Raw genomic sequence first — 26,014 nt, forward strand, 5'->3', positions numbered from 1 at the left:
CATGCCAAACCCCAGACCCTGGCCTTCCTGATTGGCCCGGAAGGCGGCCTGTCCGATGCCGAAGTGGAGCAGGCCCACGGCGCAGGCTTCCTGCCTGCCCGTCTCGGCCCTCGCGTGCTGCGCACCGAAACCGCCCCCGTGGTCGCCCTGGCCGTAGCCCAGCAACTGTGGGGCGATTTCTAAAACAGTCCCCGTTCAAACACCCACCGTAGGAGCTGGCTTGCCAGCGAAGGCGGCCATCAGTCCCGTACACGTATCAAAGGCCCCTTCGCCGGCAAGCCGGCTCCTGCAGGTGGCGGCGCAATAGCCGGTTATTGCACCGGATCGCTGGTGGGCTGGGCGATGATCGCCTTCAACTCACCGGTCATGGGGAACTCCAGGTTCAGGCCCTTGGGCGGAATCGGCTGCTGGAACCAGCGCTGGTAGATGCCGTTGATCTCTCCACTGCGATACAGATCCGCCAGGACGCCGTTGACCAGGGCCAGGAACTGCGGGTCATCCTTGCGCACCATGCAGCTGTAGATCTCCCGCGACTGCTCCTCCCCCACCACCACCCAGTTGTGTGGGTCCCGCGCCTTGGCCCGCTCGCCGTACAGCAGCGCATCATCCATGTAGAACGCCGCCGCACGCCCCGACTGCAGCATCTGGAACGCCTCGCCGTGGTCCTTGGCGCTGATCACGAACATGTCGATCTTGTGCTCGACGTTGTAGCTCTTGAGAAAACGCTCGTTGGTGGTCCCCGCCGTGGTCACCACATTCTTGCCCCGCAGGTCGGCGAAGCTCTTGATCCCACTGTCCTTGGCGGTCAGCAACTGGCCTTTGACGTAGATGAAGCCATAGGAAAACGCCACCTGCTTCTGCCGCTCGGCCGTCACGCCGGTGGAACCGCACTCCAGGTCCACGGTGCCGTTCTGCACCAGGGGAATGCGTGTCTGCGAGGTCACCAGGTTGTATTTCACCTTCAGGTTGGGCAGGTGCAACTGCTGCTGGATGCGCTCCACCACCTTGCTCGCCAGCTCCACGGAATAGCCCATGGGCTTGCCGCTGTTATCCCCCACGTAGGAAAAGGGCACCGAGGCATCGCGATAACCCAAGGTAATACTGGCGCTGTTGGCGATCTTGGCCAGGGTGCCCTGCAGAGGCGCTTCATTGGCCTGGGACATGGCGCTGAACAGCAGCCCCAAGGTGCAGCCGAGCAACGTGATCTTATGCATTGTTATTCTCCGTTGTGGGTAAGGGCAGTTAGCGGCGGGCCGCGATGATGCTGATTTCGACAAGGATCTGCGGGCGCGCCAGGGCCGCCTGCAAGGTGGTGCGCGCCGGCGCCTGGCCGGGGGACAGCCAGGCCGACCAGACTTCGTTCATCACCGCGAAATCGGCCTGGATGTCCTTGAGGTAGATCGTCGCGCTGAGCAGGTGCTCCTTGTCGCTGCCGGCCTCGGCCAGCAAGGCGTCGATCTTTTCCAGCACCTCGCGGGTCTGGCCGCCGATATCGCTGCTGGCCCCCGGCACCTGCCCGGAAAGAAACACCAATCCGGCAAAGGTCACCGCGCCACTCAGGCGCTCGTTGCTGTGGATACGCTGGATACTCATCTGAAGACTCCTTTTAACGTTCAGGCAACGCGGGGCGTCAGGCCCTGCATGTCGATACTGGTGGAGCGCTGGCCGATCAGTTCGCCCAGCAATTGGCCGCTGCCGCAGGCCAGGGTGAACCCCAGCGCGCCGTGGCCGAGGTTGAGCCACAGGTTGCGGTAGGCAGTGGCCCCGATCAGCGGTACGCCGCTGGGGGTAGCCGGACGCATGCCGGCCCATTCCACGGCAGCCTGATAGTCGCCGGCCTCGGCAAAGGTCTGGGCCGCCTGACGGCGCATCAGGGCCAGGCGGCCGGGGTCTGGCGCCGGGTCGAAGCCGACGATGTCGACCATGGCCGCCACCCGCAGTTGCTGGCCGATGCGCGCATAGACGATCTTGCGGTTGTAATCGGTGATGCTGATGTCTGGCGCCCGGTGCTGCGGGCCGATGGGCACGCTGAGGCTGTAGCCCTTGAGCGGATAAAGCGGCAGCTGGAGCCCGGGCAGGCGCAGTTCGGCGCTACGGTGCCCGGCAGCCAGCACCAGTTGGTCCACCGGCAACACGCGCTCCCCCAGGTCGATGGCCTGGACCTTATCCCCCCCCTGGTGAATGCCCCGCACCCGCTGGCCCAGAAGGATTTCGCAGCGCCCGGAAGCGCGCAGCCGCGTGGCCAGTTGCTGGCAGAAGGCGTGGCAGTCGGCCACTTCTTCATCCGGGGTATAGATACCGCCGACGAAGGGCGTATCCCCCAGGGCCGGTTCCAGGGCCGTGCATTCGGCGGCGCAAAGCACCTGTTGCTGGCCGCTGTCCGCCAGGTTGTGCCGGGCGTGCTCGAAGCTTTTTTGCTCGCGGAAAGTCACCAGCTTGCCGTTGCGCCGCCAGTCGAAGCCTTGTAGGCCATCCTCTTCGCGCCAGCTTTGCAGGGTGCTCTGGCTGAGCAGCGCCAGGCGCAGCAGGTGCGCGCCATTGCGCCGGTTCACCGAGTGCCGGCAAGCACCGAGGAACCCCGCCAGCCAGCGCCACTGCGCCGGGTCCAGGCGTGGCCGCAGCTTGAGCGGAGAGTCGCCCTTGAGCATCCAGCCCAGGGCCTGCCAGGGCACTCCGGCATCGGCCAGAGGCGCCACATAGCGATAGGACAGCTGCCCGCCGTTGGCGAAGCTGGTCTGGCTGCCCAGGGACTCCTGGGCCTCCACCAGGGTCACCTCGAACCCCTGGCGGACCAGGGCGTAGGCACTGGCCAAACCGATGACGCCCCCTCCAATGATGCAAACCCGCTGACTCATGACTGCCCCTGGCCTGTTGGTCGATGGCCCAAGGTTAGGGGCAGGTGACAGGCGCCGGACAATGAATAAAGATGGACCTCCCATAAACAAAGGTTATGGACTGCCCCATGCGCCTTCGTCATATCGAGATTTTCCAGGCCATCCGCCAGACCGGCTCCATCAGCGGCGCAGCGCAGTTGCTGCATGTCTCCCAGCCGGCAGTGACCAAGGTTTTGCAGCACGCCGAACTGCAGTTGGGTTTCCCGTTGTTCCTGCGGGTGCGGGGCAAGTTGCAACCAACCCCGGAAGCCCTGGAGCTGGAACGGGAAGTGGACAAGGTCAGCGAAAGCCTGCAAGGGGTACGGCGCCTGGCCCAGAACCTGCGCCGGGCGCCGGGCCACAGCCTGCGCATCGGCGCCACCCCGGCCCTGGCCCTGGCCTTGCTGCCGCCAGCCATCAGTGAATGGACCCGCCTTTACCCGGACAGCCTGTGTGAACTGTCCAGCGCCCATAGCCGCGAACTGGTACAGAACCTGCTGATGCGCGAAATCGACCTGGCGCTGACCCTGCAACCCCCGGATCACCCGGGCCTGAGCGCCCAACCCCTGGCCCAGGGTGTGCTGGTGGCCCTGGCACCGCTGGGCTTCTGGCCCGAGCACCGCCGCGGCCAGCCCCTGGCGCTGCAGGAGCTGGCGGACGCGCCGCTGATTGGCCTGAGCAGCGCCGACCCGTTGTCGGCCCGGCTCGACAGCTACCTCAAGTCGGTGGAGCCGCCGCCGCGGGTGAGCATTGCCGTGCAGACCTATTCCCTGGCCCGGGCCATGGTCGAGTCCGGCGCCGGGCTGGCCTTGATCGACCCCTTTACCGCCCTGGGCGCCTCAACGGCCAGCACCGCTATCCGCCCCTTGAGCCCGCCGCTGCCGATCACCCTGTACGCCGTGACCCGTGCCGCAGAACCGCCGCCCCACACCCTGGCCAGCCTGCTGGAAATCTTCGCCCGCCAGGCCCAGGCCCAACTGGACCGCCCTTTGTAGGAGCTGGCTTGCCAGCGAAGGCGTCCGCCAGCAGGGTGCAAATCCAGAGGGCCTCTTCGCCGGCAAGCAGGCCCCTACACCAATCCACAACGCCCCACCCCGTAGGAGCTGGCTTGCCAGCGAAGGCGTCCGCCAGCAAGGTGCAAATCCAGAGGGCCTCTTCGCCGGCAAGCCGGCTCCTACACCAATCCACAACACCCCGCCCCGTAGGAGCTGGCTTGCCAGCGAAAGCGTCCGCCAGCCCGGCGCAAATCCAGAGGACCCGCTGCGCCGGCCAGCCGGCCCCTACAGGACGTAGAACAGGATGGCGATGAAGTGCAGCAGGCTGCCGGCGATCACGAACAGATGCCAGATGCCGTGGGCATGGCGCAGGCGGCTATCCAGGGCAAAGAAGATGATGCCCACGGTGTACAGCACCCCTCCCGAGGCCAGCCAGGCAAAACCGGCAGGCCCCAAGGCCGCCAGCAACGGCTTGACCGCCACCAGCACGATCCAGCCCATAACCGCGTAGATCACGATGGAAAGAATTCGCGCCTCGGAACGCGGCTTGATCTCCTGGAGGATGCCAATCAGCGCCAACCCCCAGACAATCCCGAACAGGGTCCAGCCCCAGGGCCCGCGCAGGGTCACCAGGCAGAACGGCGTATAACTGCCGGCAATCAGCAGATAGATGGAAAAGTGATCGACCTTCTGCATGATGCCTTTGGCCCGCCCACGCACGCTGTGGTAGACCGTGGACACGCTGTAGAGCACCAGCAAGGTGAAGGAATAGATCGCCACGCTGACGATCTTCCACGGGCTGCCATCGAGGCTGGCCAGCACCACCAGCCAGATGCCGCCGATAAACGCCGCGATTGCCCCCAGCAGGTGGGTCCAGGCGTTGAATCTTTCTCCGTGATACATCAGTCGCTCACCCTTGAAACATTGAAAAAACACGCAAGGCTCAGGCCTGCAGCTTGAAAGCGCAATATGTCTATTGGGGCGCGGCCGAGAAAAAACCAGCGGCCACGTCCTGACCGATCGGGCATCATCAGCCCCTCCTCAGCAGAGTCCGGACCATGCTCATCGACGAAGAGTTGACCCTGAAAAAGCTCGAAGTGTTTCTGGCCTTCATGCGCACCGGCAACCTGGCCCGCGCCGCCGCCGAGTTGCAGACCAGCAATGTCAGCGTGCACCGGGCCATCCACTCCCTGGAAAACGCTCTGCGCTGCCCGCTGTTCAAGCATGAGGGGCGCAACCTGACGCCGCTGGAAAGCGCCTTCGTCCTGGAAGAGCGGGCCCAGAAACTGATCCAGGACGTGGTCGAGAGCGTGCGCCTGACCCGCGAAGCCGCGGGCTTCTCGGCAGAACGTTTCAAGCTCGGCGCGCTTTACTCGCTGACGGTGAAAACCGTGCCGCAGCTGATCATGGGCCTGAAGCTGCGCCGCAGCGAACTGAACATCGACCTGATCCTGGGCTCCAACATCGACCTGTTGTACAAGCTCAAGAACATGGAAGTAGACGCCATCCTGATTTCCCTGGACGACAGCGCCCACGACCCGGACTGCGAGCAACTGCCGTTGTTTTCCGATGACATTTTTCTCGCCACCCCCGCCGATTCGCCCTTTGCCCAGCAGAGCGAAGTGGACCTGGCCGACGTGCGCGACGCCACCTTCATCACCCTGACCCAGGGCTTTGCCACCCATCAGGACGGGGTGCGGGTGTTCAAGCAGGCGGGGTTCGAACCCAAGGTGGCGATGCAGGTCAACGACATCTTCACCCTGCTGAGCATGGTCAGCTCCGGGGTGGGTTATGCATTGCTGCCGGGGAGGATCGCGGCGGTGTATGAGAACCGCGTGAAACTGATACCGCTGCAGGCGCGCTACCGCCTGCAGCAGCATATCGGTGTGGTGTTTCTCAAGGCCAAGGAGCGCGACCCGAACCTCTTGGCGCTCCTGGCCGAATGCCGGATGTACGCCAACCGCCAGGGCTCGTCCTGACACCGCGCCCCGTAGGAGCTGGCTTGCCAGCGAAGGCGTCCGCAAGAACAGCGTGTGCCTCACGGGCCTCTTCGCCGGGCTCCTACAGGGGGTTAGCCCACCAGGCCGCGGACGATGAAGAACAGCAGCGACGGCCCCAGCAGGCAACCCAGGCCGGTGTGGAAGGTTGCCGTCAAGGCGCCGTAAGGCACCAGTCGCCGGTCGGTTGCCGCAAGCCCCGCCGTCACCCCGCTGACCGTGCCGGCCAGACCGCCAAAGACCATCGCCGAACGTGGATTGTCCAGGCCCATCCAGCGCGCCGCCATCGGCGTGCCCACCATCACCAGGATGGCCTTGATCAGGCCCGTGGCAATCGACAGAGCCACCACATCGGAACTGGCACCAATGGCCGCGCCGGTCACCGGGCCGACGATGTAGGTCACCGCCCCCGCGCCGATGGTGGTCATGCTCACCGCATCGCGGTAACCAAAAGCCCAGGCAATGCTCGCACCGACAATGAACGGCAGCACCGTGCCCAGGAGCAGCGCCACTGCGCCGATCATCCCGGCCTTGCGCGCCTCGGTGGCCTGCACCTCAAAGGCCGTGGCGACGATGGCAAAGTCCCGCAACATGGCCCCGCCCATCAGGCCGATACCGGAGAACAACGCCAGATCCGCCAGGCCCTTCTGTCCACCGGTCACGGTGCCGCCGACCCAGGCCAGCACCAGACCGATGACGATAGCGATCGCCGAGCCGTGAATCCGGCCGAATGTCAGGCGCTTGGACAGCAGCACCGAGATCCACATGATCACCCCGACGAAAGCGAAGGCCGTGACCAGACCATTGTGTTCCAGGCCTTTCTCGATCAGATCCCACATGTCAGCGCCCCCCTGCCGGAGCGGCGTCAGCGCCCGGCTCCAACGGCTCGGCCGGCAATGGCTCGCCCTTGTGGGTCCGGCTGATCAAGGCAATGGTGCAACCGCAGAGCACCACCGAACCAATGGCGGCCAACACGGCAACGGGCCCGCCGTGCAACGCGGTGACCACGTTCTGCTGGGCGGCCATGGCCACCACCACCGGGATGTACATGGCACCCCAGAAGCCGACGCCCATCTCGCAATCCTTGGTCATGCCGCCGCGCTTTTGCATCCACAGACGCGCGCAGATCAGCAGGATCATGGCGATACCGACTCCGCCGACGTTGGACTTCACTCCCAGCAACACGCCGAGCATGTCACCGATAATCACGCCCGCCAGCGTACAGATCGCCAGCAAGGCCACACCGTAGATAATCATTGTCGTTGTCCTCAAAGTGCATCGTCGAAGTTGTTGTTCTTGTGCTTCGTCAGCCTGAGTCGGTGCTCTATCGGTCGCGGCTTCCCTCCTCACGCAACAGCGCCTGCAAGGTGTCCAGGCGCGCGCCGTCGAAGGCGATCACTGAACCCTGTTCAAACACCCGGCGTGCCAGTCCGGTGAGCACCGCGCCGGGCGGCAGTTCGATCTGCAGGCGCACCCCGCGCTCGTAGGCGCCTTGCACGGTGCCGCGCCAATCCACGACCCGGCACATGTTGAAGGCCAGGTCATCGCGCAGCTGTTCCACCGAGCGCATCGGCCGCGCCCGGCTGCCACTCAGGTAGCCCAGCCTGGGCACCTGCAAGGACACCGCGGCAAAAGCGCCGGCCAGGGTCCGGGCCGGGTGTTCCAGCAGCGGGCAATGGGACGGCACGCTGACGGCCAGGCGCCTGGTCACACCGACCCCGCAACCCCGGGCCAGCTCGGCCACGGCTTGCATGGCGGCATCGCTGCCGGCGATCACCACTTGGTTGTCGGCATTGATATTGGCCAGGTACACCGGCATCTGCGGGCTGTGGACCTGGGCCAGCAGTCCTTCCACCGCGCCCAGATCCAGGCCGATCAACGCGGTCATGCCATAACCCTGTGGATAAGCCTGCTGCATCAGTTCGCCCCGCAGGCTCACCAACCGCAAGGCGTCGGCGAACTCCAGGGCCCCGGCCACCACCGCCGCCGGATAGGCGCCAATGGACAGGCCCGCCACATAGTTCACGGTGGCTTCCGAGCGCAGCAGGGTCCGAGCGCTGGCCACCCCGGCTATCAGCAGGCACAACTGCACCGCGCGGGTGGTGGCCAGGGCTTCTGCGCAATCCAGAGTCAGCACATCCTCGCCCAGCACCTCGCTGGCTTCTTGCAGGCAAGCCTGTACCTCGGGGCTCTGCGGCAAGCGCCGGAGCATCCCGGGCTGCTGCGCCCCCTGGCCGGGAAACACCAGCAAGCTGCTCATGCGGCACACTCCAGGGCGCACCAGGGATCGCTCACCAGCCTGGCGCCCCGGGCACTCTTGAGCAGCACGCGTTGCGCCGACCCCGCCCACTCGCGCAGAGCCAGTGCCCCGGCCGGCACCTGCAATTGCAGGTCCACCGGGCAACCAGCGCTGTCCAGCAGCCCCAGCAGCTCTCGGGCCCGGAGCCGGGTAAAAGGCTCGTCGGTGCGCAGGATCAGATCCAGATCACTCAGTTGATGCAACGCCGGGACGCCAGAGGCCAGCTCGAAACCGGCACTGCCACTGACGCCCCAGACCAGGCCCAGAGCGTCCAGTGCACTGCGCAGTTGCTGCAGCGCCCGGAGCGCCGGCCAGGGCTGTGAAAAAGGCACATGGCACAGGTCCTCAGGACGCACGCCCCGCTGCACCGACTCCAGCGCCAGCAGCGCCGGATAGCGCTGCTCCCGGGAAGTGCCCCGCAGCCCCACGGCGATCAGCCCGGGGGCGGCCAGGGCCCGCCGCACCACCACCGGCTGCCCGGCCTCCAGTACCGCAAAGGCCCAGTCCGGAGCATCGGTCGCCAGCTGCCCGGGGGTCATGCCCCAGAGCAGATCGTGGGGCAGCCAAGGGCCGAGCCCGCTCACCACTGTTCCCGCAGCAATTGGCGGACCCGGCTCGACGCCGCCCGATTCACCGCCCCCAGGCGACTGCCGAGGTCGACACCCTTGGCCCGCACATCGGCAATCGCCGCCAGCAGGCATTCCTGGACGACCGTCAGATCCTCCACCGTCGGCTGTTCGATCTGCCTGACCGAGAGGGTTTCCCAGAGCAGCCCGAGACCTGCGTAGCTGTCGATGTCATAGGCCATGGGCGGCACGCTGGCGGCCAGGGCTTCCAGCTCCTCGACACTGCGCAGGGTGACCCGCGCCGCCGACGCCTTGCCCATGGCATGCACCATCACCCCGGGATCGCGCAGGGCGATCAAGCGGTTGGCCTGATAACCGTGGGCCAGAAAGGCCCCGGACATGGCCTTGCCCACCAACAGGGCAATCACCGGGTGCCCGGCCAGCCGCGCCCGGGCGTAGCTGTCGGCCGCCGCAGCCAGGGCCTGATGAATGCCCAGGGCCTCTTCGCGACGGCCATAGGCCTGGCTCGGCACATCGACAATGGCGATCAGCGCTCGCTTGTGGGGCTGATCGCGGTCAGCGCTGATCAGCTCCTCCACGGCCTTGGCCAGGCCCCAGCCTTCCAGCAGTCCGACTTCACCCTGGCGGGCGCGGGGAAAGCGATTTTCCGGGTCGGCCACCACGGCGATAAAGCGGGCCGGCTGACCACCCAGCTCGGCGTCGGCCACCCGCAACGATGGCGGCAGGCCAGCAACCGGAGCGGCACCGCCACTCAAGGCCTGGAGCCAGTTCAGGCCCCTCAGGGAACAAGCACTCATGAGCGGTCTCCTTGATACAGATCGCGAACCGTCGCCGCATCAATCTGCGGTGCCGTGTCCAGGCGGGCCAGACGTTGCAGGTACAGATCAGCCTCGCGGCTGCGCTGCCGCTCGGGCAAGCCAAGGGCCAGCAACTCGCGGACCTGAGCCTGGATCTGCGCCACATCGTCGGCCACGTAACGGTCCACCAGGCCACTGGCGAAACGCTGCTCGCCGCCGGTCAGGCTCCAGATGAACGGCCGGTCCCGGGAGTCGTATTCCTCAAGCCCCGCTTCCTGCTCGATCACCTGCGGGCCGTTGAGCCCCAGGCGCGCTTCCTGGGTGACCACGAGATAACTGCACAGCCCGGCGGCAATCGACATGCCGCCAAAACAGCCGACGCTGCCGGCCACCAGACCGATCACCGGCTGGTACTGGCGCAGATCGACGATTGCCCCATGGATGTCGGCAATCGCCGCCAGCCCGAGGTTGGCTTCCTGCAAGCGCACGCCACCGGTTTCCAGCAGCAGCACGGCGCGGGTCGGGATGCCGTTGCGGTTGTCCTCGGCGGCCAGCTCCAGGGCCCCGGCGATCTTCGCCCCGCCCACTTCACCCAGGCTGCCGCCCTGGAACGCGCCTTCGATGGCGGCAATCACCACCGGCAAACCGGCGATGCGGCCCTTGGCGATCACCACGCCGTCGTCGGCCTGGGGCACCACGCCCTGACGCGCCAGCCAGGGCGACATGACCCGCTGGAAAGGATCCAGCAGCTCGCGAAAACTGCCGGCATCCAGCAAGGCCCGGGCCCGCTGCCGGGCGCCCAGTTCGACGAAGCTGTGCTTGCTCAACAAACGTGCGCTGTCAGTCATGGCCGATCTCCTCGAAGCCCTGTTCCAGGCGCAGGCGCACCACCCCGGGAGTGGCGCCGAAATCATGGATGTCGATCAGCAGCGCCGGCGGCGTCTGGCCATCGAACATGCGCTCGAACAGGTGCTGCCAGCGCGGGGCGCTGCCATTCACCGAGGTCTGGACCTGGATGGTCAATTTGCCGGGCTGACCCGGCTCCAGCAGCACTTCCAGGTCGCCGGAGCCAACACAGCCCACCAGGGCGCGGCCACGACCGGGCTGGCCGGCGGGGAATTCAAAAGACAAGGTTTCCATTACAGCGCTCCCTGGATAAAGGCGTCGGCGGATTCGATCCGGTCCAACAGCAGGCTGGCCGCCAGCAAATCAGCGGCACCGCCGGGCGAGGCATTCAAGGTCAGCAGTTGCAGGTCCAGCTCATGCAAACGCCGACGACCGGCGAGGCTGGCACTGCCGCCGGCATCGAGCACCGCCCGGGCGCCCTGCTGCATGGCCTGCAAGCCTTGCTCACCGGCGCGGTACAGCACGCAGGTGTCCGCCAGACGGCTCATGATCGCCAGCAAGGCATCGAGCCGGGCGTTCTGTTCGCCATGGCCCTGGGCGCGGCTGCGCTTGAGCTGGGGCAGCCCCCATTGCAGCACCGCGGGGAAGCCTTGCTGGGCTTCTTCCCGAGCGCCGCGCACGCCGTAGCGCAAAGCCACCTGGGCGCCATGACTCAAGGGCCGTGGTGCGTAACGATCCTCCAGCAGGGCCAGACGCGCGGCCCGCAGTGCAACACTGCCGGCGCCTGTGGCTTGAGGCTCCAGCGCAGCGGCGGCCACCAGCAGGCCCAGGGCCCAGATCGCCCCGCGATGGGTATTCACCCCCGCCGTGGTGGCGAGCATGGCCTGCTCGCCTTCGCGGCCGATGCGGCCCAGGGCTTCGCGCAGAGGCAGGCCGACTTCACCGAACTCCAGCGCCGCTTCGGCCATTTCCTTGAAGGCCGGCCACAGTGACAGGGCCGAAGCATGCATCAAGCCCAGGTGCAGATCGGTATGGGCACCATTGCCGCGTCGGTCCACCAGGGCCGGCTTGGGCGACAGGTCGGCCTCGTCGATCAGCGCGTCCACCGCCAGGTCCGCCAGGCGTTCGGCCAGACTCAGGGTCTGTGATTGCAGGTTGAATGCGTGCATTACCAGCTCCTGAACTTGGCGGGCGGGTTGTACAGACCACCCGACCACTCCACCAGATCGGCGACGCTTTTCGCTGCCAACAGCTCGCGGCTGGCGTCGGTACGACGGATGCCGAGGTCTTCGGGCAAGGCGATCAGCCCTTCACGACGCATGCGGGCGGTGTCCTTGGGGTTGTGCCGCAAGCCGATGGCCGTGACCCCGGCCACCGCAGCGATCATCGCCTGGCGCTCCTCCAGGGAGCGGGCCTTGTACAGGTAGGCGATGCCTTCCTCGGTGAGCAAGTGAGTGACGTCGTCGCCGTAGATCATGATCGGCGCCAGGGGCATGCCGCTCTTGCGCGCCACTTCCACAGCATCCAGGGTTTCGACAAAGGTCGGTTTGCCGCCTTCCTGGAAGGTTTCCACCATCTGCACCACCAGCTTCTTGCCCCGCTCCAGCATGGCCTGGGGCGCATCGCTCGGGTCGACACGCATGTCCAGCCAGGCCGGAGTGCCGTGGCGCCGCCCGCGCGGGTCGTGGCCCATGTTCGGCGCCCCGCCGAATCCGGCCAGACGGCCGCGGGTCACGGTGGAAGAGTGGCCGTCGCCGTCCACCTGCAAGGTGGCGCCGATAAACAGGTCCACCGCGTATTGCCCGGCCAGCTGGCAGAACATCCGGTTGGAACGCAGGGAGCCGTCACGACCGGTGAAGAACACGTCCGGGCGGGCAGCGATGTAGTTCTCCATGCCCAGTTCAGTGCCGAAGCAATGCACACTTTCCACCCAGCCGCTTTCAATGGCCGGGATCAGGGTCGGATGGGGATTGAGGGTCCAGTTGCGGCAGATCTTGCCCTTCAGCCCCAGGGACTCACCGTAGGTTGGCAGGATCAGCTCGATGGCCGCGGTGTTGAAACCGATGCCGTGGTTCAGCGACTGCACATTGTGTTTTTCGTAGATGCCGCGGATCGCCATCATCGCCATCAACACATGCACCGGCTTGATATGCCGTGGATCGCGGGTGAACAGCGGTTCGATGTAGAACGGCTTGTCGGCCACCACCACGAAGTCGACCCAGGAGGCGGGAATGTCGACCCGGGGCAGCTCGCTGACATCGTCCACCAACTGGTTGACCTGAACGATGACAATGCCGTCGCTGAAAGCCGCCGGTTCGATCAGCGCCGGGGTGTCCTCGGTGCTGGGGCCGGTGTAGATGTTGCCGGCGCGGTCGGCCATGAACCCGGCGGACAGCACCACATTGGGGATCAGGTCCACCACCAGCCGTGCATAGAGTTCGATGTAGGTATGAATGGCGCCGACTTCCAGCAGCCCGTCTTCCAGCAACTGACTGATGCGCAGGCTCTGGGTGCCGGCAAAGGAAAAGTCCAGCTTGCGGGCGATGCCGCGCTCGAACAGGTCCAGGTGCTCGGAACGGCCGACGCTGGGCATGATCATGTGCAGATCATGCAGCTTGGCCGGGTCGGCCTTGGCCAGGGACCGAGACAGGAAGTCCGCCTGCTTCTGATTATTGCCCTCCAGCACCACCCGGTCGCCGGGCAGGATCAGGGCTTCCAGGGCAGCGACAATCTTGTCGCTCGGCAACACCACGCCATCGGCGATGGCCCGCACCTGTTCGAGGCGCCGCTGCTTTTCGCTGCGCCGCCGCGACCAGCGCGCGTCGGGGGGTATTGTTGTTGTCATGCTCACTCCACGGGTTCGCTGTCGTGGCAGTCACCATAGGAGTGAAACCCTGGGGCATCAATCAAGCCCGGCGCTGGATAGTTACGCTGAGCGTAACGATTGCTGTGCCAATGGCGCCCTTTCTCGCTCTCGGTACACAATGCCCACCGGACCGGCCAACCCATGGCCTGAGCAGACAATGATGAGAGTCAGCATGGACACACCGATTCGCTCGAACCAGGCGCTGCTGGAACAGATCACGCACGGCCTGCAGCCCGACTACCTGATGTTCTGGGGGCACCAGCCGACCCGGGACGGACGCATTTCCCCGAGTTGCTTCAGCCAGTGGTTTGACGCCGGCTTCGAGATCGAGGGCATCCACTATCCCAGCGCCGAGCACTTCATGATGGCCGGCAAGGCCCTGCTGTTCGACGACCGGGAAACCCACGGGCGCATTCTCAAGGCGGTGACACCCGCCGACGTCAAGCAACTGGGCCGTGAGGTGCGCGGTTTCGACGACGCCCGCTGGACCGAGGCGCGCTTCGACATCGTGGTGCGGGGCAACCTGGCCAAGTTCAGCCAGCACGCGGCCCTGGGCGAGTACTTGCTGTCCACCCGGGATCAGGTGCTGGTGGAAGCCAGCCCGGTGGACCGGATCTGGGGCATTGGCCTGGCCGCCGACGACGCCAAGGCCAGCCGGCCGGAGCAATGGCGCGGCCTGAACCTGCTGGGCTATGCGCTGATGGAAGTGCGGGACAGGTTGCGTACTGCCTGAAGCGCTGCTTTCGCCGGCCAGCCAGCGCCTACAGGCGTTTTTGTGCAGGAGCCGGCTTGCCGGCGAAGAGGCCCTCAAGGCCCTCCACCAGCAACTCTTCCAGCGCCAGCAGATCCGGCACCTTGGCCACCAGCTCGGCCACCTGCACCGCCGCTTTCTCCAGGGGCGCCAGGGGCACGTCGACATAGCTCAGTTGGCTGTCGAGCTTGCAGGAGCGGGGAATGCCCTGCACCAGCAAGGCGATGAACTTCAGTTCCGGGCGCCCGCCCAGGGCATTGAGCACAACAATGCGAGCCCGCTCGCCGATCACGGTCTTGTTGCCACAGGCCGATTCGAAGCTGATCAACGGAATCCGCCGCTCGCGCCAGTGCACCCGGCCCTGGTACCAGGGTGGCGAGTCCAGGTCGAAGGCGCCCTGCTGGTAGTCGATCAACTCGGCCACCGCGACATTCGGCAGGATCAGGGTGCGGTCGGCCAGGGGCAACAACAGCCCGGTGAGGGTGCTGGAGCGGTGATCAAGCATGGTTCTTGCTCCACAGGGCGATGCTTTCCAGCAACACCGACTCTTGATAAGGCTTGCCGAGGTAGTCGTTGACGCCAATGGCCATGGCCCGGTCACGGTGTTTCTGACCGGTACGGGAAGTGATCATGATGATCGGCAAGCGCTGCAGACGGGGATCGTTGCGCACTTGGATCGCCACTTCGAAGCCGTCCATGCGCGGCATTTCGATATCCAGCAGCATCAGGTCCGGGGTGTGCTCGGCCAGCACGGCCATGGCATCGACTCCATCCTTGGCGGTGAGCACGTTCATGCCGTGGCGCTCCAGCAAGCGGCTGGTGACCTTGCGCACGGTGACCGAGTCATCCACCACCAGCACCAGCATCGGCCGTGGCGGCTCCACCTCGCTGACCGCTTCCTCCCCGGCCGGACGCGGCAGGGGCGCCTGCAGCTGCTGTGCGCGGATATGCGCCAGCAGGTCGAGAATCAGCACCACCCGGCCATCGCCAAGAATGGTCGCCCCGGACAGGCCCTGCACCGCCGCGAACTGTGGCCCCAGGCTCTTGACCACGATCTCCCGGGTGCCGGCCGTGGTGTCCACCTGCACCGCAATGCGCTGGTCGTTGCAGTGCACCAGCAGCACCGGCAACGGCAACACCTGGCCCAGGAGTTTGGGCCGCGGCACGGTGTGCAGCAGCTCCCCCAGGTAGCACAGGTCATAACGCTGGCCGGCGTATTCATAGCGCGGCGGGTCGAGTTGGTAATAGGCGTCCAGTTCACCCGGCAGCACCCGGACTATGCCTTCCACGGTGTTCAGCGGGATGGCGTACTGCTCGTCGGCGCACTGCACCATCAATGCCCGGTTGACCGAGACGGTGAATGGCAAGCGAATACGGAAATGCACACCCTGGCCGGCAACCGAATCGATGCTCATGCTGCCGCCCAGTTGGCGCACTTCTTCATGGACCACGTCCATGCCCACGCCGCGCCCGGAGATCTGGGTGATCTTCTCGGCGGTGGAAAAGCCCGGCTGCATGATGAACTGCAGCACCTCGCGGTCGCTGATGGGAGACTGCGGGTCCAGCAGGCCGCGCTTGATGGCCTTCTTGCGTACCGCCTCCAGGGGCACTCCGGCACCGTCGTCGCGCATGTCGAAGATGATGTCGCCACCCTCCCGGGACAGGTCGAGGGTGATCCGCCCCTGTCGCGGCTTGCCGGCGGCCAGCCGCGCCTCGACGGATTCCAGGCCGTGGTCCACGGCGTTGCGCAGCATGTGCTCCAGGGGCGCGACCATGCGTTCGAGGACGTTGCGGTCCATTTCCCCCTCGGCGTTGCCCACCACGAATTCCACGTCCTTGCCCAACTCTTCGGCCACTTGGCGCACGATGCGCTTGAGCCTTGGCACCATGCGTTCGAAAGGCACCATGCGGGTGCGCATCAGGCCTTCCTGCAACTCGGTATTGATGCGCCCCTGCTGCTGCAACAGGTTCTCGGCGTCATGGTTGCGCCGGTCGAGGGTTTCCTTGAGGTCCAGCAAGTCCGAAGCCGACTCGAACAGGGCCCGGGACAGTTGCTGCAACTGCGAGTGCCGATCCATTTCCAGGGGGTCGAACTCCTCGTAGCCCAGGCGTTCGGCCTCCACCTGCTGGCGGCTGAGAATCCGTCCCTGGGTCTCGGTGTCCAGGCGGCGCAACTGGTCGCGCATCCGTTCGATGGTGGTTTCCATTTCGCCGAGGGCCACCCGGGCATCGTTGACCTGTTGTTCGATGCGGCCACGGAAGATCGACGTCTCCCCGGCCAGGTTCACCAGGTCGTCCAGCAACTCCGCCGATACCTTGACCATGTCCCCGGCTGCCGCCGCTTCCGCAACGGGTGCGACAGGCTCGGGCTTGCTCACCGGTAGCGGGGTTGGCACACCAGGTGTGGACGGCACACGGGGATGGCTCAGGTCGTGGATGGCGTCGATGAGTTTCTGCGCCGCCTCGATGGGCTGGCCGGCCCGGGCTGCGTCGAGCATCTGCGCCAGGCGGTCGTGACTTTTCTGCAACAGGGTGAACAGCGCCGGGCTGGGTTGCAGCTGGCCGGCCGACAGGCCTTCGAGGAGAAACTCCAGCTCGTGGGCCAGATCGCCGATGGGGGTAATTTCCACCATCCGCGCACCGCCCTTGAGGGTGTGCAGGTCCCGCAGCAGGGTTTCCACTTCCTGGCGGGCCTGGGGGTCGGCCTGCCAGCGGCCCAGGGCCGCGGCGGAGCTGTCGATGATGTCGAAGCCCTCTTCGAGGAAGATCTCCAGCAGCTCCGGATCCTGGCCGGCACTGTCTTCCTGCGCCGTGCTCGGCGCCAGCTCCGCAGGGCTCGCGGCCTGCTGCCGATAGGCCCGCACGGCATCGACCTGAGCCCGGGAATCGTCCAGCGGCCGCGGCCCCTGCAATTGCTCCAGCAGCAGCGCCAATTGCTCATGGCTGCTGCGCAATAGCAGCCCCAGGTGCTGACTGTGGCTGTAGCGCCGGTCCACCAGCCCCTCGTACAGCGACTCCAGCTCATGGGCCAGTTCCGCCACCGGGGCCACTTCGGCCATGCGCGCACCGCCCTTGAGGGTATGCATGTCTCGCTGCAGGGACGACAGCGGTGCAGCATTGTCGGGATCGGCCAACCAGCGCTGCAAGGCCTGGTCGGCGCTTTCGAGGATATCCACCGCTTCTTCGAGGAAGATCTCGACGATCTCGTCATCGGCTTGCACAGGCGCTGAAGCCTGCTCCAGGCGAGCGGTGGCCGCCCCCAGCTCACTGATACTCAGGACGCGACTGCCATCGCTCCTGATCAAGCCGGTGGCGGACGGATCGAGACCCTGGTGCAGCAGTGCGCGCAGGGCCTCGACTCGCTCCGGGCGCGGGCTGACTTCCTGGCCCGCCGCCAGTTCGTCGAGCATGTTGATCAAGGCCTCATGGGCGCTTTCGGCTTCCTGGAAGAAGCCCTCGCTGACCGCCAGGCTGCTTTCCTCCACGGCGCCATAGAGATCGAGCAGGGCCTCGCACAGCTCATCCACCGGATGCAGGTCGGCCAGGTGAGCGCCTTCACCGAGGGTGGTCAGTTCGTCCAGCAAGGCGCTGAGCTCCTGGCGCTCGCCGGGATGCTGCTGCCAGCGCCGCAACAGGCTTTCGGCATCCAGCAGGATGTCCATGCCCTGGGCCAGGAAGTTATTGATCAGTTGCGGATCGCGCTTGCCCCGAGGGGCACTGTCCGGGGCGTTGAGCAGGGCTTCCAGACGCTCCCCCAGCAGCGCCAGGACGCGGCCGACCAATGAACGGGCACCGTCGATGGGCGCCAGCGGATCACTGTCCAGCTGCCGCAAGCCACGGCGCAGCAGGCCTTCGGCCTCCAGCAACAGTTCCACTTCATCCAGGTCCAGGGGAATCAGGTGCGCCCGGTACTCCCGGGCCAGTTGATCGAAGGGCCCGGCCAGTTCGGCGATGGGCAGCACTCCGGCCATGGAGGCGCTGCCCTTGAGGGTGTGCAGGGCACGCTGCAGTTCGTCGCTGGCCTGCAGCGGCACGTGCTCGGCGGCCTGATCGAGAAAGCGGTTGAGGCTGTCCAGGTGGGTCTGGGCCTCGGTGCGGAAGATTTCCAGCAATTGCGGGTCGAGGGCGTCGTCGTCCGGTGGCACGCTGGCAGGCTCCTCGGCGCCCTTGGCCAGGGCATGGGCACGCGCCGCCAGGCGATCGACATCATCGCGCTGACGCTGGGCCTGAGCGGCGAATTCGGCAATCAGCTCAGGCAACAGCTCCAGCGTGTCCTCCATCAGTTGCAGGACCTCAGTGCCGGGAGCCACGCTATGTTCCAGTACTCGATTGAGGAGGTTCTCCACTGCCCAGGCCAGTTCCCCCAGCACCAGCGCTCGCACCATGCGGCCGCTGCCCTTGAGGGTATGAAAGGCCCGGCGCAACTCACTCAGGGCGGACTTGCCCTGGGGATCGGCCGCCCAGCGCGGCAGGTACTCGCGGAGCATTTCCAGCACTTCCTCGGTTTCTTCGAGGAACACTTCCCGCAGCTCGTCGTCCACGGGCTCCTCGTCCCGAGGTGGCGGCAGCAGACTGCCCGGGGTGATCAGGGCCGGCGGGTTGAGGGCCGATACCGGCACCGCCAGCACATCCCCCAGGGACTGCACCACCTGGGGATCATCCAGGTCCTGCATCACCTGGGCCTCGCTGTGACTCAGGGGCTGATCCAGCAACGGCACCTGTTCCACCGGTACGTAACCGAGGGCGGCCAGGCCTTGCTCGGCAACGTCGAGGATCTTTTCCCCCGGGGCTTCATGGTCCTCGCTCAAGCGCTCCAGGTAGTACTCCAGGCTGGTGATCACGTCAGCCAGGTGGTCCAGTTGCTGCCAGTCCGGGCGGGGCTGCGCCAGCAGCAGATGCTCGATGATGAACTGGTTGCAGGCCTCCATCAGGCTGGCCGCACGGGGCAGCGGAATCATCGCCAGGGCACCGCGTACCTGAGTCAGCAGCTCCGGCACCGAAACCAGCAGCTCGCGCTCCCAGTCACCTTCGATGCACTCGATGATCAGGTCCTTGGCCTGCTGCAGGCAGAGTCGCGCCTCCCTGATCACCAGTTGGTGGATCTGGGTCAGGTCGGTGGTGGGCAGGCGGCTTTCTTCGCGACTCTCCGGTTCCACAGTGCCGACCATCCCGGCCAGGGTCGCCTCGACATACAACAGGGCACCGGCCACATCCATCAACACCGCGTCGTCCGGCGCACGCTGGCCCTGAGCCAGGCTCTGGACCACCGCCAACTGGTCGATGATCACCTTGCGCGGCTGGCCGAACCCCAGCACCGCCAGGGTGTCGGCGATCTGCCGCAACGGCGACAGCAGGCTGTCCAGGTCGCCGGCGTGCTGGCGATCGCTGCGCACGAACAGATCGAGGCGCTCCTTGACCCGCACCAGGCCGTCGCACAACGCCGCCAGCACCGAACGCATGGCGTCGCGATCGGGGCCGGCCATGCGGGCCCGCTCCTCGTCGACCACCGCGCTGTCGGGCAAGGCATCGTCCAGTCCGTAACGTTCTTTCATGGTCAGCATCAATGGGGTGGGATGGCGCGCCTTGGCGATGTAGAACAACAGGCTCTTGAGCAACTCAGCGGGAGCCGCCTGGTTGATGCCGGGCATGCCCTGCTCCAGGAGCCGCTTGAGTTCCTTGTCGGCGTCCTTGAGCAGGCTGCGCACCGCCGGACTGTTGGCGATTTCGTTCTGGCGCATGCCTTCCACCAGGGCCGAGGCGATATGCCACAAAGGCGCCAGCGGTGCATCCTGGCACAGGGCCTCCAGGCGCTCGAAGACCTTGGCCATGTGGCCCAGGCAACTTTCGGCGTCCTGCTCACGCAGCAAGTCCACCAGCGCGGTCTGCAGCATGTGTCGCAGCTTGCGCAACTGGGTCGGGAACTCCAGGGGCTCCAGGGCCGCCAGGACCTTGTCGGAAAGCGGCGGCAGGCTGGGCAATTGCGGGCTGAACAGGCTGGTTTCCGACAGCAGGCTTTCGCCCCGGGCACTGCGCAGGTCGTTGAGCAGCGGCAGTACCACCAGAGGCAAGTCGCGCCGGGCGCTCTGCACCCGGTCCAGGTACTGGGGCAACTGGCTGATGGCCTGGCGCAGCAGGCGCAGGGCTTCGTCACGCTGGGCCACCCGCTGTTGCTGCAGGGCCAGGGCGAGTTTCTCCATCTCCTCGGCCAGCAGCGCGGCACCGTAGAACTCCACCATCTGCAGGCTGCCATGGACCTGATGAATCCCCTCCAGGCACTGGTCGAGGGCATCCAGGGCCTGGGGATCGTCCGCCAGGTGCTCCAGTGCCTGATAGGCCTGTTTCAAGGTCTCGGCAATTTCGCCCTTGACCCATTCCAGGGCCACATAGTCATGCCGGTCAACCATAACCACTCCAGTCAAAACCTTCTGTGCTCGCCAGATCGCAAACGGGTTCCCAGCGTCAGCGGTTGTCATTCGGGGCCGGTCCCCGGCTCGCCGGCAGGGTAAAGCCGGACACAGAGCGACGCAGTTGGCTGGCCATCTTCGCCAGGTTGCCGATGCTCTCGGCGGTCGCGGTGGAGCCGGACGAGGTTTGCGAGGTGATCTGCTGGATCACGTTCATGGTCAGGGAAATCTGTCCGGCCGAGGAGGTCTGTTGCTGGGCCGCATTGGAGATGCTCTGGATCAGCGCCGCCAGGGTCTTGGATACGCCCTCGATTTCTTCCAGGGCCACGCCGGCGTCCTGAGCCAGACGCGCGCCACGCACCACTTCGGTGGTGGTCTGCTCCATGGAGATCACCGCTTCGTTGGTGTCGGTCTGGATCGCCCGCACCAGGGTCTCGATCTGCCGGGTGGCCGCCGAGGAGCGCTCCGCCAGGCGCTGCACTTCATCGGCGACCACGGCAAAACCGCGCCCGGCATCGCCGGCCATGGAGGCCTGGATCGCCGCGTTGAGGGCCAGGATGTTGGTCTGGTCGGCAATGTCGTCGATCAGGCTGACGATATCGCCGATTTCCTGGGAGGACTCGCCCAGGCGCTTGATGCGCTTGGCGGTGTCCTGGATCTGTTCACGAATGTTGTCCATGCCGTGGATGGTGTTGTGCACCACCTCGTTGCCCTTGTTGGCGATTTCCACCGAGCGCTCGGCCACCGCCGAGGACTCCGCAGCGGTGGCCGAGACCTGGTCGATGGACTGGGCGATGTCGTTGATCGCTGTGGAGGCTTCGGAAATCTGCTGCGCCTGATGCTCCGAGGCTTCCGCCAGCTGCATGGCGGTGGCCTGGGTTTCCTGCACCGCGCCGGCCACCTGGCCGGCGGTAAGGTTGATGGTGGCCACCAGGTCCCGCAGTTGGTCGACGGAATAGTTGATGGAGTCGGCAATGGTGCCGGTGAAGTCCTCGGTGACCGAGGCGGTCACCGTCAGATCGCCGTCCGCCAGGTCCTCGATCTCATCCAGTAGACGCATGATCGCGTTCTGGTTGCGCTCGTTCTTCTCGGCGGTTTCCCGCAACTGGCGGTTGGTTTCGCGGACCATCACCAAGCCGATGAGAATGATCGACGCCAGTGCCAGCAGGCCCAGGACGTAGCCACCGATGGTGTCCAGCTTGCGGCTGCCGGCCAGGTTCTCGAAGCCGGTGGCCAGCAGCGAAGCTTCGTCCAGCAGGGTCTGGGACAGGCTGAAGATGTTGCTCGCCGATTCGCGCACCTGGAACAGCTCGGGAGAGGTTTCGAGAATCTCGTCCACGGAACCGGAAACGAATTCGAACAGTTCGGAAATCTCCGCCAGACGGGACCGGGCGTCGAGGTCTTCGACCTGGCTGATCTTCAGTCCGGGGTTGCCTTGCAGCATGCCGTTGAGCACCTGGCCGAAACGCGCGGCATCGCGGCCAAAGGTATCGGCGGCCTGCACGGCGTTTTCATCGCCGGCCAGCACCGTATTCACCGCACCGAGAATCCGTTCGGCCAACAGCGACTGGCGCTGGGCCATGGCCACCTGGGCTGCCGGGGCGCCGCGCTGGAGCAGGATCTCCACCACCTTCTCGTATTCCACTTGCAACTGCGGCACGGTTTCCGCCAGGGTCGCGGCCACCTGATGCAGGGACAGCACAGTCTGTTCGCTGGCCAGGATCGCATCGGTGTTCTTCAGCAGTTTTTCCCAGTCCAGCTGCACGGCGCGCATTTCCTGACGCAGGACCACCGGGGCGCCGGGCAGGCCAGTGGCCGGGTCGCCCTTCTTCAGATAGCCCCAGCGCTGGGCAAAGTCGTTGCGCGCATCCCCCAGCAGCTTGAACGCCGCGGCCTTGCCCGCCGCCGCCTCGGTGGCGTTCTTGGCGATGCGCTGGGACAGCACCCGCAGCTCGCCGGCATGGCCGATGTACTGCTTGTCGTAGGTGGCCTGGGTATTGAGGTAAGCGAAGTTGGCGAACAGCAGCATGATGAACACGATCAGTGCGATGAACAGCACGATGATCTGCGAGCGACTGCGGGAGCCTTCCAGGGGCTTTCCGGTTTTGGCTTTGGTCATCGATCAGGCCTGTGGCGAGCGGGCGGTCCCGCATTCGAGTCCCCGGGACGCACGCATCGCCAGGGCAGCATGGGTTGATCCAGGAAGGCACGAGCCTGCCGTGGCACTGCAAAGGGGCTGCACAGGCACCGGGCAATCATTCACGCCGCCACCTCCAGGAACCCGGAAGAACGGGCCAGGGCAAAGGGGCTGAACACCTGCCAGACCTGATCACGACGAAACAGCCCTTGCAGGTAGGGATCGATCGCAGCGTCGCAGAACCCGCCAAGGCCGGGCTCCAGGCTGTCCTGGGCAAAGTGCTGCAGGCCGGCCACCTCATCCACCAGCAGGCCGGCGAACAATTCCTTGTACTCCACCACCAGCACCCGCCGCTGCTTGCGCAGGGGCGACAGTTCATGACCGAAAAAACCGCACAGGTCCATGATCGGCAGCAGGCGTCCGCGCAGGTTGGCCACGCCCTTGACCCAGGGCTTGACCCCGGGCAGCAGGGTGTAGCGCGGCTCGTGCAGGACTTCGCTGATCTCGCCCATGGCCGCGACGTACCAGTGCTCGCCCAGGCGGAAACCGATACCGCTCCAACTGTGCTGGCGGGTTTCCTGGGACGGCAGGTCGGCGGCCAGCAGGCGACAGCGCTGGTCGATCTCCAGCAGCAGCTCGAAGGCGGTCTGGGATTCGCTCATGGCCGGGGCGGTCAGCCGGCCAGGACGTTGTTCAGGGTCTTGATCAGGGTCTCTTCGTCCACCGGCTTGGTCAGGTAGTCCTTGGCGCCCTGGCGGGTGCCCCAGACCTTGTCGGTTTCCTGATCCTTGGTGGTGATGATGATCACCGGGATATGGCTGGTCTCGGCGTCCTTGGTCAGCTGGCGGGTGGCCTGGAAGCCATTGAGGCCGGGCATGACGATGTCCATCAGCACGGCGTCGGGTTTTTCTTCCCGGGCCAGGGCCACGCCGTCGGCACCGTTCTCGGCCTTGAGCACTTCATGGCCGTGCTTTTCCAGCATGCCGGTGAGTTTGTACATTTCAGTCGGCGAGTCATCGACGATCAGAATACGAGCCATGGTCTTCCCCATACGGTATAGGCGCGCAGCCCGCTGGCCGGACGCCGTTGTGCGTGTCTACTGTGGCGCAAGCGCGACAAAGTCCGGAACGTGGGCCTTGATTGCGCTCAGCAGTTCTTCCTTGCTGAAGGGTTTGGTCAAAAACTGATCGGAGCCGACGATGCGCCCCTTGGCCTTGTCGAACAGGCCGTCCTTGGAGGACAGCATGATCACGGGAATGGACTTGAAAGCGCTGTGATTCTTCACCAGCGCACAGGTCTGATAACCGTCGAGCCGCGGCATCATGATGTCGACGAAAATGATTCCGGGGTGGTGGTCGACGATCTTCGACAGCGCTTCGAAGCCGTCCACTGCGGTAATGACTTCACAGCCGACGTTCTTCAGCAGCATTTCGGCCGTGCGGCGAATCGTCTTCGAATCGTCGATCACCATCACCTTCAAGGCGTTGGAATGCTGTTCCATATCTGCTCTGCCATCGCCCCAGCGAATGATTTGATCCGGTACCGCTGGCCAACGCCCCAAACCCTTGAACTTCAAGGCTTCGGCCCGGCATGCGAGCCTTTTTAGCACACTCTCCCCCCTGCAATCTATGGACCACGCCAGGCTGTGGTTTTTCCTTGACCCAGGCCCCTGTCAGCGCCACTCTGACGCCACTTTTTTTGCCTTGCTCCCACTCATTTTCTTAAAGGAATCCACCCATGAGCGTTCGCGTCGGGATTGTCATGGACCCTATCGCCAGCATCTCCTACAAGAAGGACAGCTCGCTGGCCATGCTGCTGGCCGCCCAGGAGCGCGGCTGGACTCTCTTCTATATGGAGCAGCGCGACCTGTACCAGGGCGCCGGCGTGGCCCGGGCACGCATGCGGCCATTGCAGGTATTCGCCAACCCGGAGAAATGGTTCGAGCTGGACGCCGAAATCGACTGCCCCCTGAGCGATCTGGACGTGATCCTGATGCGCAAGGACCCGCCCTTCGACATGGAGTTCGTCTACTCCACCTACCTGCTGGAACAGGCCGAAAGCGCAGGCGTGCTGGTGGTGAACAAGCCCCAGAGTCTGCGCGACTGCAATGAAAAGCTGTTTGCCACCCTGTTCCCCCAGTGCACCCCGCCCACCGTGGTCAGCCGTCGCGCCGATGTATTGCGCGAGTTCGCGGCCCAGCATGGCGATGTGATTCTCAAGCCTCTGGACGGCATGGGCGGCACCTCGATCTTCCGTCACCGCGCCGGCGACCCGAACCTGTCGGTGATCCTGGAAACCCTGACCGTGCTCGGCAGCCAGCAGATCATGGCCCAGGCCTACCTGCCGGCCATCAAGGACGGCGACAAGCGCATCCTGATGATCGATGGCGAACCGGTGGATTACTGCCTGGCGCGCATCCCCGCCGCCGGTGAAACCCGCGGCAACCTGGCCGCCGGCGGTCGTGGCGAAGCCCGTCCACTGAGCGACAAGGATCGCTGGATTGCCGCTCAGGTCGGCCCGACCCTGCGGGCCAAGGGCCTGCTGTTCGTCGGCCTCGACGTGATCGGCGAGCACCTGACGGAAATCAACGTCACCAGCCCCACCTGCATCCGTGAAATCGACAATGCCTTCGGCACCAACATCGGCGCGCTGCTGATGGATGCCATCGATCAGAAGCTCAAAGCCAAGTGATGTAGAACAACCAAGCACCAACCAACATTGCGTTATCATGCGCCGCCTGTGAAACCGTGATGTTGGTTGTGTAATGCCTCCTGTGATGTCGAACCGTCGATGAGCCTTCCGTCCGACCTGCCCCCCGAGCTGGCCCATAGCGGCGTGCGCGCGGCCGATCGCCTGGGATTTACCCTGTTCCTGGCGGCGCTCCTGCACCTGGCACTGATTCTCGGCCTGGGGTTTTCCTTCGCCGAACCCAAGGCGATCAGCAAGACCCTGGAAATCACCCTGGCCACCTTCAAGAGCGAAACCAAGCCGAAGAAGGCCGACTTCCTCGCCCAGGACAACCAGGAAGGCAGCGGCACCCTGGACAAGAAGGCCATTCCGAAAACCACCGAAGTCGCCCCCTTCCAGGACAACTCGGTGAAAAAGGTCGTGCCACCGCCGTCGGTCAAACCTGAAGTCAAGGAAACCGCACCCAAGGCGGCCGTGGCCACCACCGCGCCCAAGCCGAAAAAGACCGTGACCCAGCGTGAAGAGGTCAAGAAGGACCCCACGCCCAAGGCCGCCACCCCGACTTTCGACAGCTCTCAACTGTCCAGCGAGATTTCCAGCCTGGAAGCCGAGCTGGCCAACGAACAGCAGCTGTACGCCAAGCGTCCACGCATCCACCGCCTGAGCGCCGCCTCCACCATGCGCGACAAGGGCGCCTGGTATAAGGACGAATGGCGCAAGAAGGTCGAGCGCATCGGCAACCTCAACTACCCCGAGGAAGCCCGGCGCAAGCAG

The 26,014-nt window shown here is 65.4% G+C and carries 25 protein-coding genes; 6 read left to right on the forward strand and 19 right to left on the reverse strand.

Annotation, left to right across the window (positions count from 1 at the left end; translation table 11 throughout):
- Window positions 1–183 (forward strand): RsmE family RNA methyltransferase (locus BLX41_RS22280; RefSeq protein ID WP_123726630.1); only part of this gene is annotated, 183 nt, incomplete at its 5' end.
- A 128-nt stretch (window positions 184–311) separates the two neighbouring features.
- Here BLX41_RS22280 and BLX41_RS22290 read toward each other — a convergent pair.
- The 3 genes from BLX41_RS22290 to BLX41_RS22300 are packed head-to-tail and all read right to left on the reverse strand — an operon-like array spanning window position 312 to window position 2,855.
- Window positions 312–1,214, reverse strand: coding sequence for a transporter substrate-binding domain-containing protein (locus BLX41_RS22290; RefSeq protein ID WP_123726631.1), 903 nt, complete (start codon window positions 1,212–1,214; stop codon window positions 312–314).
- Between the two features lie 28 nt (window positions 1,215–1,242).
- Window positions 1,243–1,593, reverse strand: coding sequence for a RidA family protein (locus tag BLX41_RS22295; RefSeq protein WP_123726632.1), 351 nt, complete (start codon window positions 1,591–1,593; stop codon window positions 1,243–1,245).
- Between the two features lie 20 nt (window positions 1,594–1,613).
- A complete protein-coding gene (locus BLX41_RS22300; RefSeq protein WP_123726633.1) occupies window positions 1,614–2,855 on the reverse strand; it encodes a D-amino acid dehydrogenase in 1,242 nt (413 codons plus the stop codon).
- Between the two features lie 107 nt (window positions 2,856–2,962).
- On the opposite strand from BLX41_RS22300, the gene BLX41_RS22305 reads away from it, so the two are divergent.
- Window positions 2,963–3,868 carry a LysR family transcriptional regulator gene (locus BLX41_RS22305; protein ID WP_123726634.1) on the forward strand — a complete coding sequence of 302 codons (906 nt, stop codon included), beginning with the start codon at window positions 2,963–2,965 and terminating at the stop codon, window positions 3,866–3,868.
- A 285-nt stretch (window positions 3,869–4,153) separates the two neighbouring features.
- On the opposite strand, the gene trhA is transcribed toward BLX41_RS22305, so the two are convergent.
- The gene (gene trhA, locus BLX41_RS22310; protein ID WP_123726846.1) at window positions 4,154–4,771 is read right to left on the reverse strand and encodes a PAQR family membrane homeostasis protein TrhA; all 618 of its coding nucleotides are present in this window, start codon (window positions 4,769–4,771) and stop codon (window positions 4,154–4,156) included.
- Between the two features lie 155 nt (window positions 4,772–4,926).
- Between trhA and BLX41_RS22315 the strand changes: the two genes are divergently transcribed.
- Entirely contained in the window at window positions 4,927–5,847 is a 921-nt protein-coding gene (locus BLX41_RS22315) for a LysR family transcriptional regulator (protein WP_123726635.1), read from the forward strand.
- Window positions 5,848–5,939: 92 nt separating this feature from the next.
- Here BLX41_RS22315 and madM read toward each other — a convergent pair whose 3' ends face one another.
- The 9 genes from madM to mdcA all read right to left on the reverse strand — a co-directional run bounded on the left by madM (window position 5,940) and on the right by mdcA (window position 13,239).
- The gene (madM, locus tag BLX41_RS22320; protein WP_123726636.1) at window positions 5,940–6,704 is read right to left on the reverse strand and encodes a malonate transporter subunit MadM; all 765 of its coding nucleotides are present in this window, start codon (window positions 6,702–6,704) and stop codon (window positions 5,940–5,942) included.
- 1 nt (window position 6,705) lies between these two features.
- Window positions 6,706–7,122 carry a malonate transporter subunit MadL gene (madL, locus tag BLX41_RS22325; RefSeq protein ID WP_123726637.1) on the reverse strand — a complete coding sequence of 139 codons (417 nt, stop codon included), beginning with the start codon at window positions 7,120–7,122 and terminating at the stop codon, window positions 6,706–6,708.
- Window positions 7,123–7,189: 67 nt separating this feature from the next.
- Entirely contained in the window at window positions 7,190–8,125 is a 936-nt protein-coding gene (gene mdcH / locus BLX41_RS22330; protein WP_123726638.1) for a malonate decarboxylase subunit epsilon, read from the reverse strand.
- Window positions 8,122–8,748: a malonate decarboxylase holo-ACP synthase gene (locus tag BLX41_RS22335; RefSeq protein WP_123726639.1), complete on the reverse strand. Its 627-nt coding sequence runs from the start codon at window positions 8,746–8,748 to the stop codon at window positions 8,122–8,124. The genes mdcH and BLX41_RS22335 overlap by 4 nt, the downstream gene beginning before the upstream one ends.
- Window positions 8,745–9,548, reverse strand: coding sequence for a biotin-independent malonate decarboxylase subunit gamma (mdcE, locus tag BLX41_RS22340; RefSeq protein ID WP_123726640.1), 804 nt, complete (start codon window positions 9,546–9,548; stop codon window positions 8,745–8,747). The genes BLX41_RS22335 and mdcE overlap by 4 nt, the downstream gene beginning before the upstream one ends.
- On the reverse strand, window positions 9,545–10,396 hold the full coding sequence (locus BLX41_RS22345) for a biotin-independent malonate decarboxylase subunit beta (protein WP_123726641.1): 852 nt from the start codon (window positions 10,394–10,396) through the stop codon (window positions 9,545–9,547). Before BLX41_RS22345 ends, mdcE begins: the two co-directional genes overlap by 4 nt.
- Complete coding sequence (locus tag BLX41_RS22350; RefSeq protein WP_123726642.1) at window positions 10,389–10,688, reverse strand: malonate decarboxylase subunit delta; 300 nt, start codon at window positions 10,686–10,688, stop codon at window positions 10,389–10,391. Before BLX41_RS22350 ends, BLX41_RS22345 begins: the two co-directional genes overlap by 8 nt.
- Window positions 10,688–11,563, reverse strand: a complete 876-nt coding sequence (locus tag BLX41_RS22355) for a triphosphoribosyl-dephospho-CoA synthase (RefSeq protein ID WP_123726643.1) — start codon at window positions 11,561–11,563, stop codon at window positions 10,688–10,690. The genes BLX41_RS22350 and BLX41_RS22355 overlap by 1 nt, the downstream gene beginning before the upstream one ends.
- Window positions 11,563–13,239 (reverse strand): malonate decarboxylase subunit alpha, encoded by a 1,677-nt coding sequence (mdcA, locus tag BLX41_RS22360; protein ID WP_123726644.1) that lies wholly within the window; start codon window positions 13,237–13,239, stop codon window positions 11,563–11,565. The genes BLX41_RS22355 and mdcA overlap by 1 nt, the downstream gene beginning before the upstream one ends.
- Window positions 13,240–13,432: 193 nt before the next feature.
- Here mdcA and BLX41_RS22365 point away from each other — a divergent pair, with 193 nt between their 5' ends.
- Window positions 13,433–13,993, forward strand: coding sequence for an NADAR family protein (locus tag BLX41_RS22365; RefSeq protein ID WP_123726645.1), 561 nt, complete (start codon window positions 13,433–13,435; stop codon window positions 13,991–13,993).
- Between the two features lie 28 nt (window positions 13,994–14,021).
- Here BLX41_RS22365 and BLX41_RS22370 read toward each other — a convergent pair whose 3' ends face one another.
- From BLX41_RS22370 to pilG, 6 genes are all read right to left on the reverse strand, one after another.
- The gene (locus BLX41_RS22370) at window positions 14,022–14,516 is read right to left on the reverse strand and encodes a chemotaxis protein CheW (protein WP_123726646.1); all 495 of its coding nucleotides are present in this window, start codon (window positions 14,514–14,516) and stop codon (window positions 14,022–14,024) included.
- A complete protein-coding gene (locus tag BLX41_RS22375; RefSeq protein ID WP_123726647.1) occupies window positions 14,509–20,415 on the reverse strand; it encodes an Hpt domain-containing protein in 5,907 nt (1,968 codons plus the stop codon). The genes BLX41_RS22370 and BLX41_RS22375 overlap by 8 nt, the downstream gene beginning before the upstream one ends.
- A gap of 55 nt (window positions 20,416–20,470) precedes the next feature.
- Window positions 20,471–22,534, reverse strand: a complete 2,064-nt coding sequence (locus BLX41_RS22380; protein WP_123726648.1) for a methyl-accepting chemotaxis protein — start codon at window positions 22,532–22,534, stop codon at window positions 20,471–20,473.
- A 140-nt stretch (window positions 22,535–22,674) separates the two neighbouring features.
- Window positions 22,675–23,214 carry a chemotaxis protein CheW gene (locus BLX41_RS22385; protein WP_123726649.1) on the reverse strand — a complete coding sequence of 180 codons (540 nt, stop codon included), beginning with the start codon at window positions 23,212–23,214 and terminating at the stop codon, window positions 22,675–22,677.
- A gap of 11 nt (window positions 23,215–23,225) precedes the next feature.
- Window positions 23,226–23,591 carry a twitching motility response regulator PilH gene (gene pilH, locus BLX41_RS22390; protein WP_011064000.1) on the reverse strand — a complete coding sequence of 122 codons (366 nt, stop codon included), beginning with the start codon at window positions 23,589–23,591 and terminating at the stop codon, window positions 23,226–23,228.
- Between the two features lie 57 nt (window positions 23,592–23,648).
- Window positions 23,649–24,053, reverse strand: coding sequence for a twitching motility response regulator PilG (pilG, locus tag BLX41_RS22395; RefSeq protein ID WP_025131048.1), 405 nt, complete (start codon window positions 24,051–24,053; stop codon window positions 23,649–23,651).
- A gap of 236 nt (window positions 24,054–24,289) precedes the next feature.
- Here pilG and gshB point away from each other — a divergent pair, with 236 nt between their 5' ends.
- Together gshB and BLX41_RS22405 are read left to right on the forward strand one after the other, a co-directional pair.
- Complete coding sequence (gene gshB, locus BLX41_RS22400) at window positions 24,290–25,243, forward strand: glutathione synthase (protein ID WP_123726650.1); 954 nt, start codon at window positions 24,290–24,292, stop codon at window positions 25,241–25,243.
- A 99-nt stretch (window positions 25,244–25,342) separates the two neighbouring features.
- Window positions 25,343–26,014 (forward strand): energy transducer TonB (locus BLX41_RS22405; protein ID WP_259745080.1); only part of this gene is annotated, 672 nt, incomplete at its 3' end.

It is taken from the genome of Pseudomonas protegens (assembly GCF_003732485.1).
Classification (GTDB): Bacteria; Pseudomonadota; Gammaproteobacteria; order Pseudomonadales; family Pseudomonadaceae; genus Aquipseudomonas; species Aquipseudomonas protegens_B.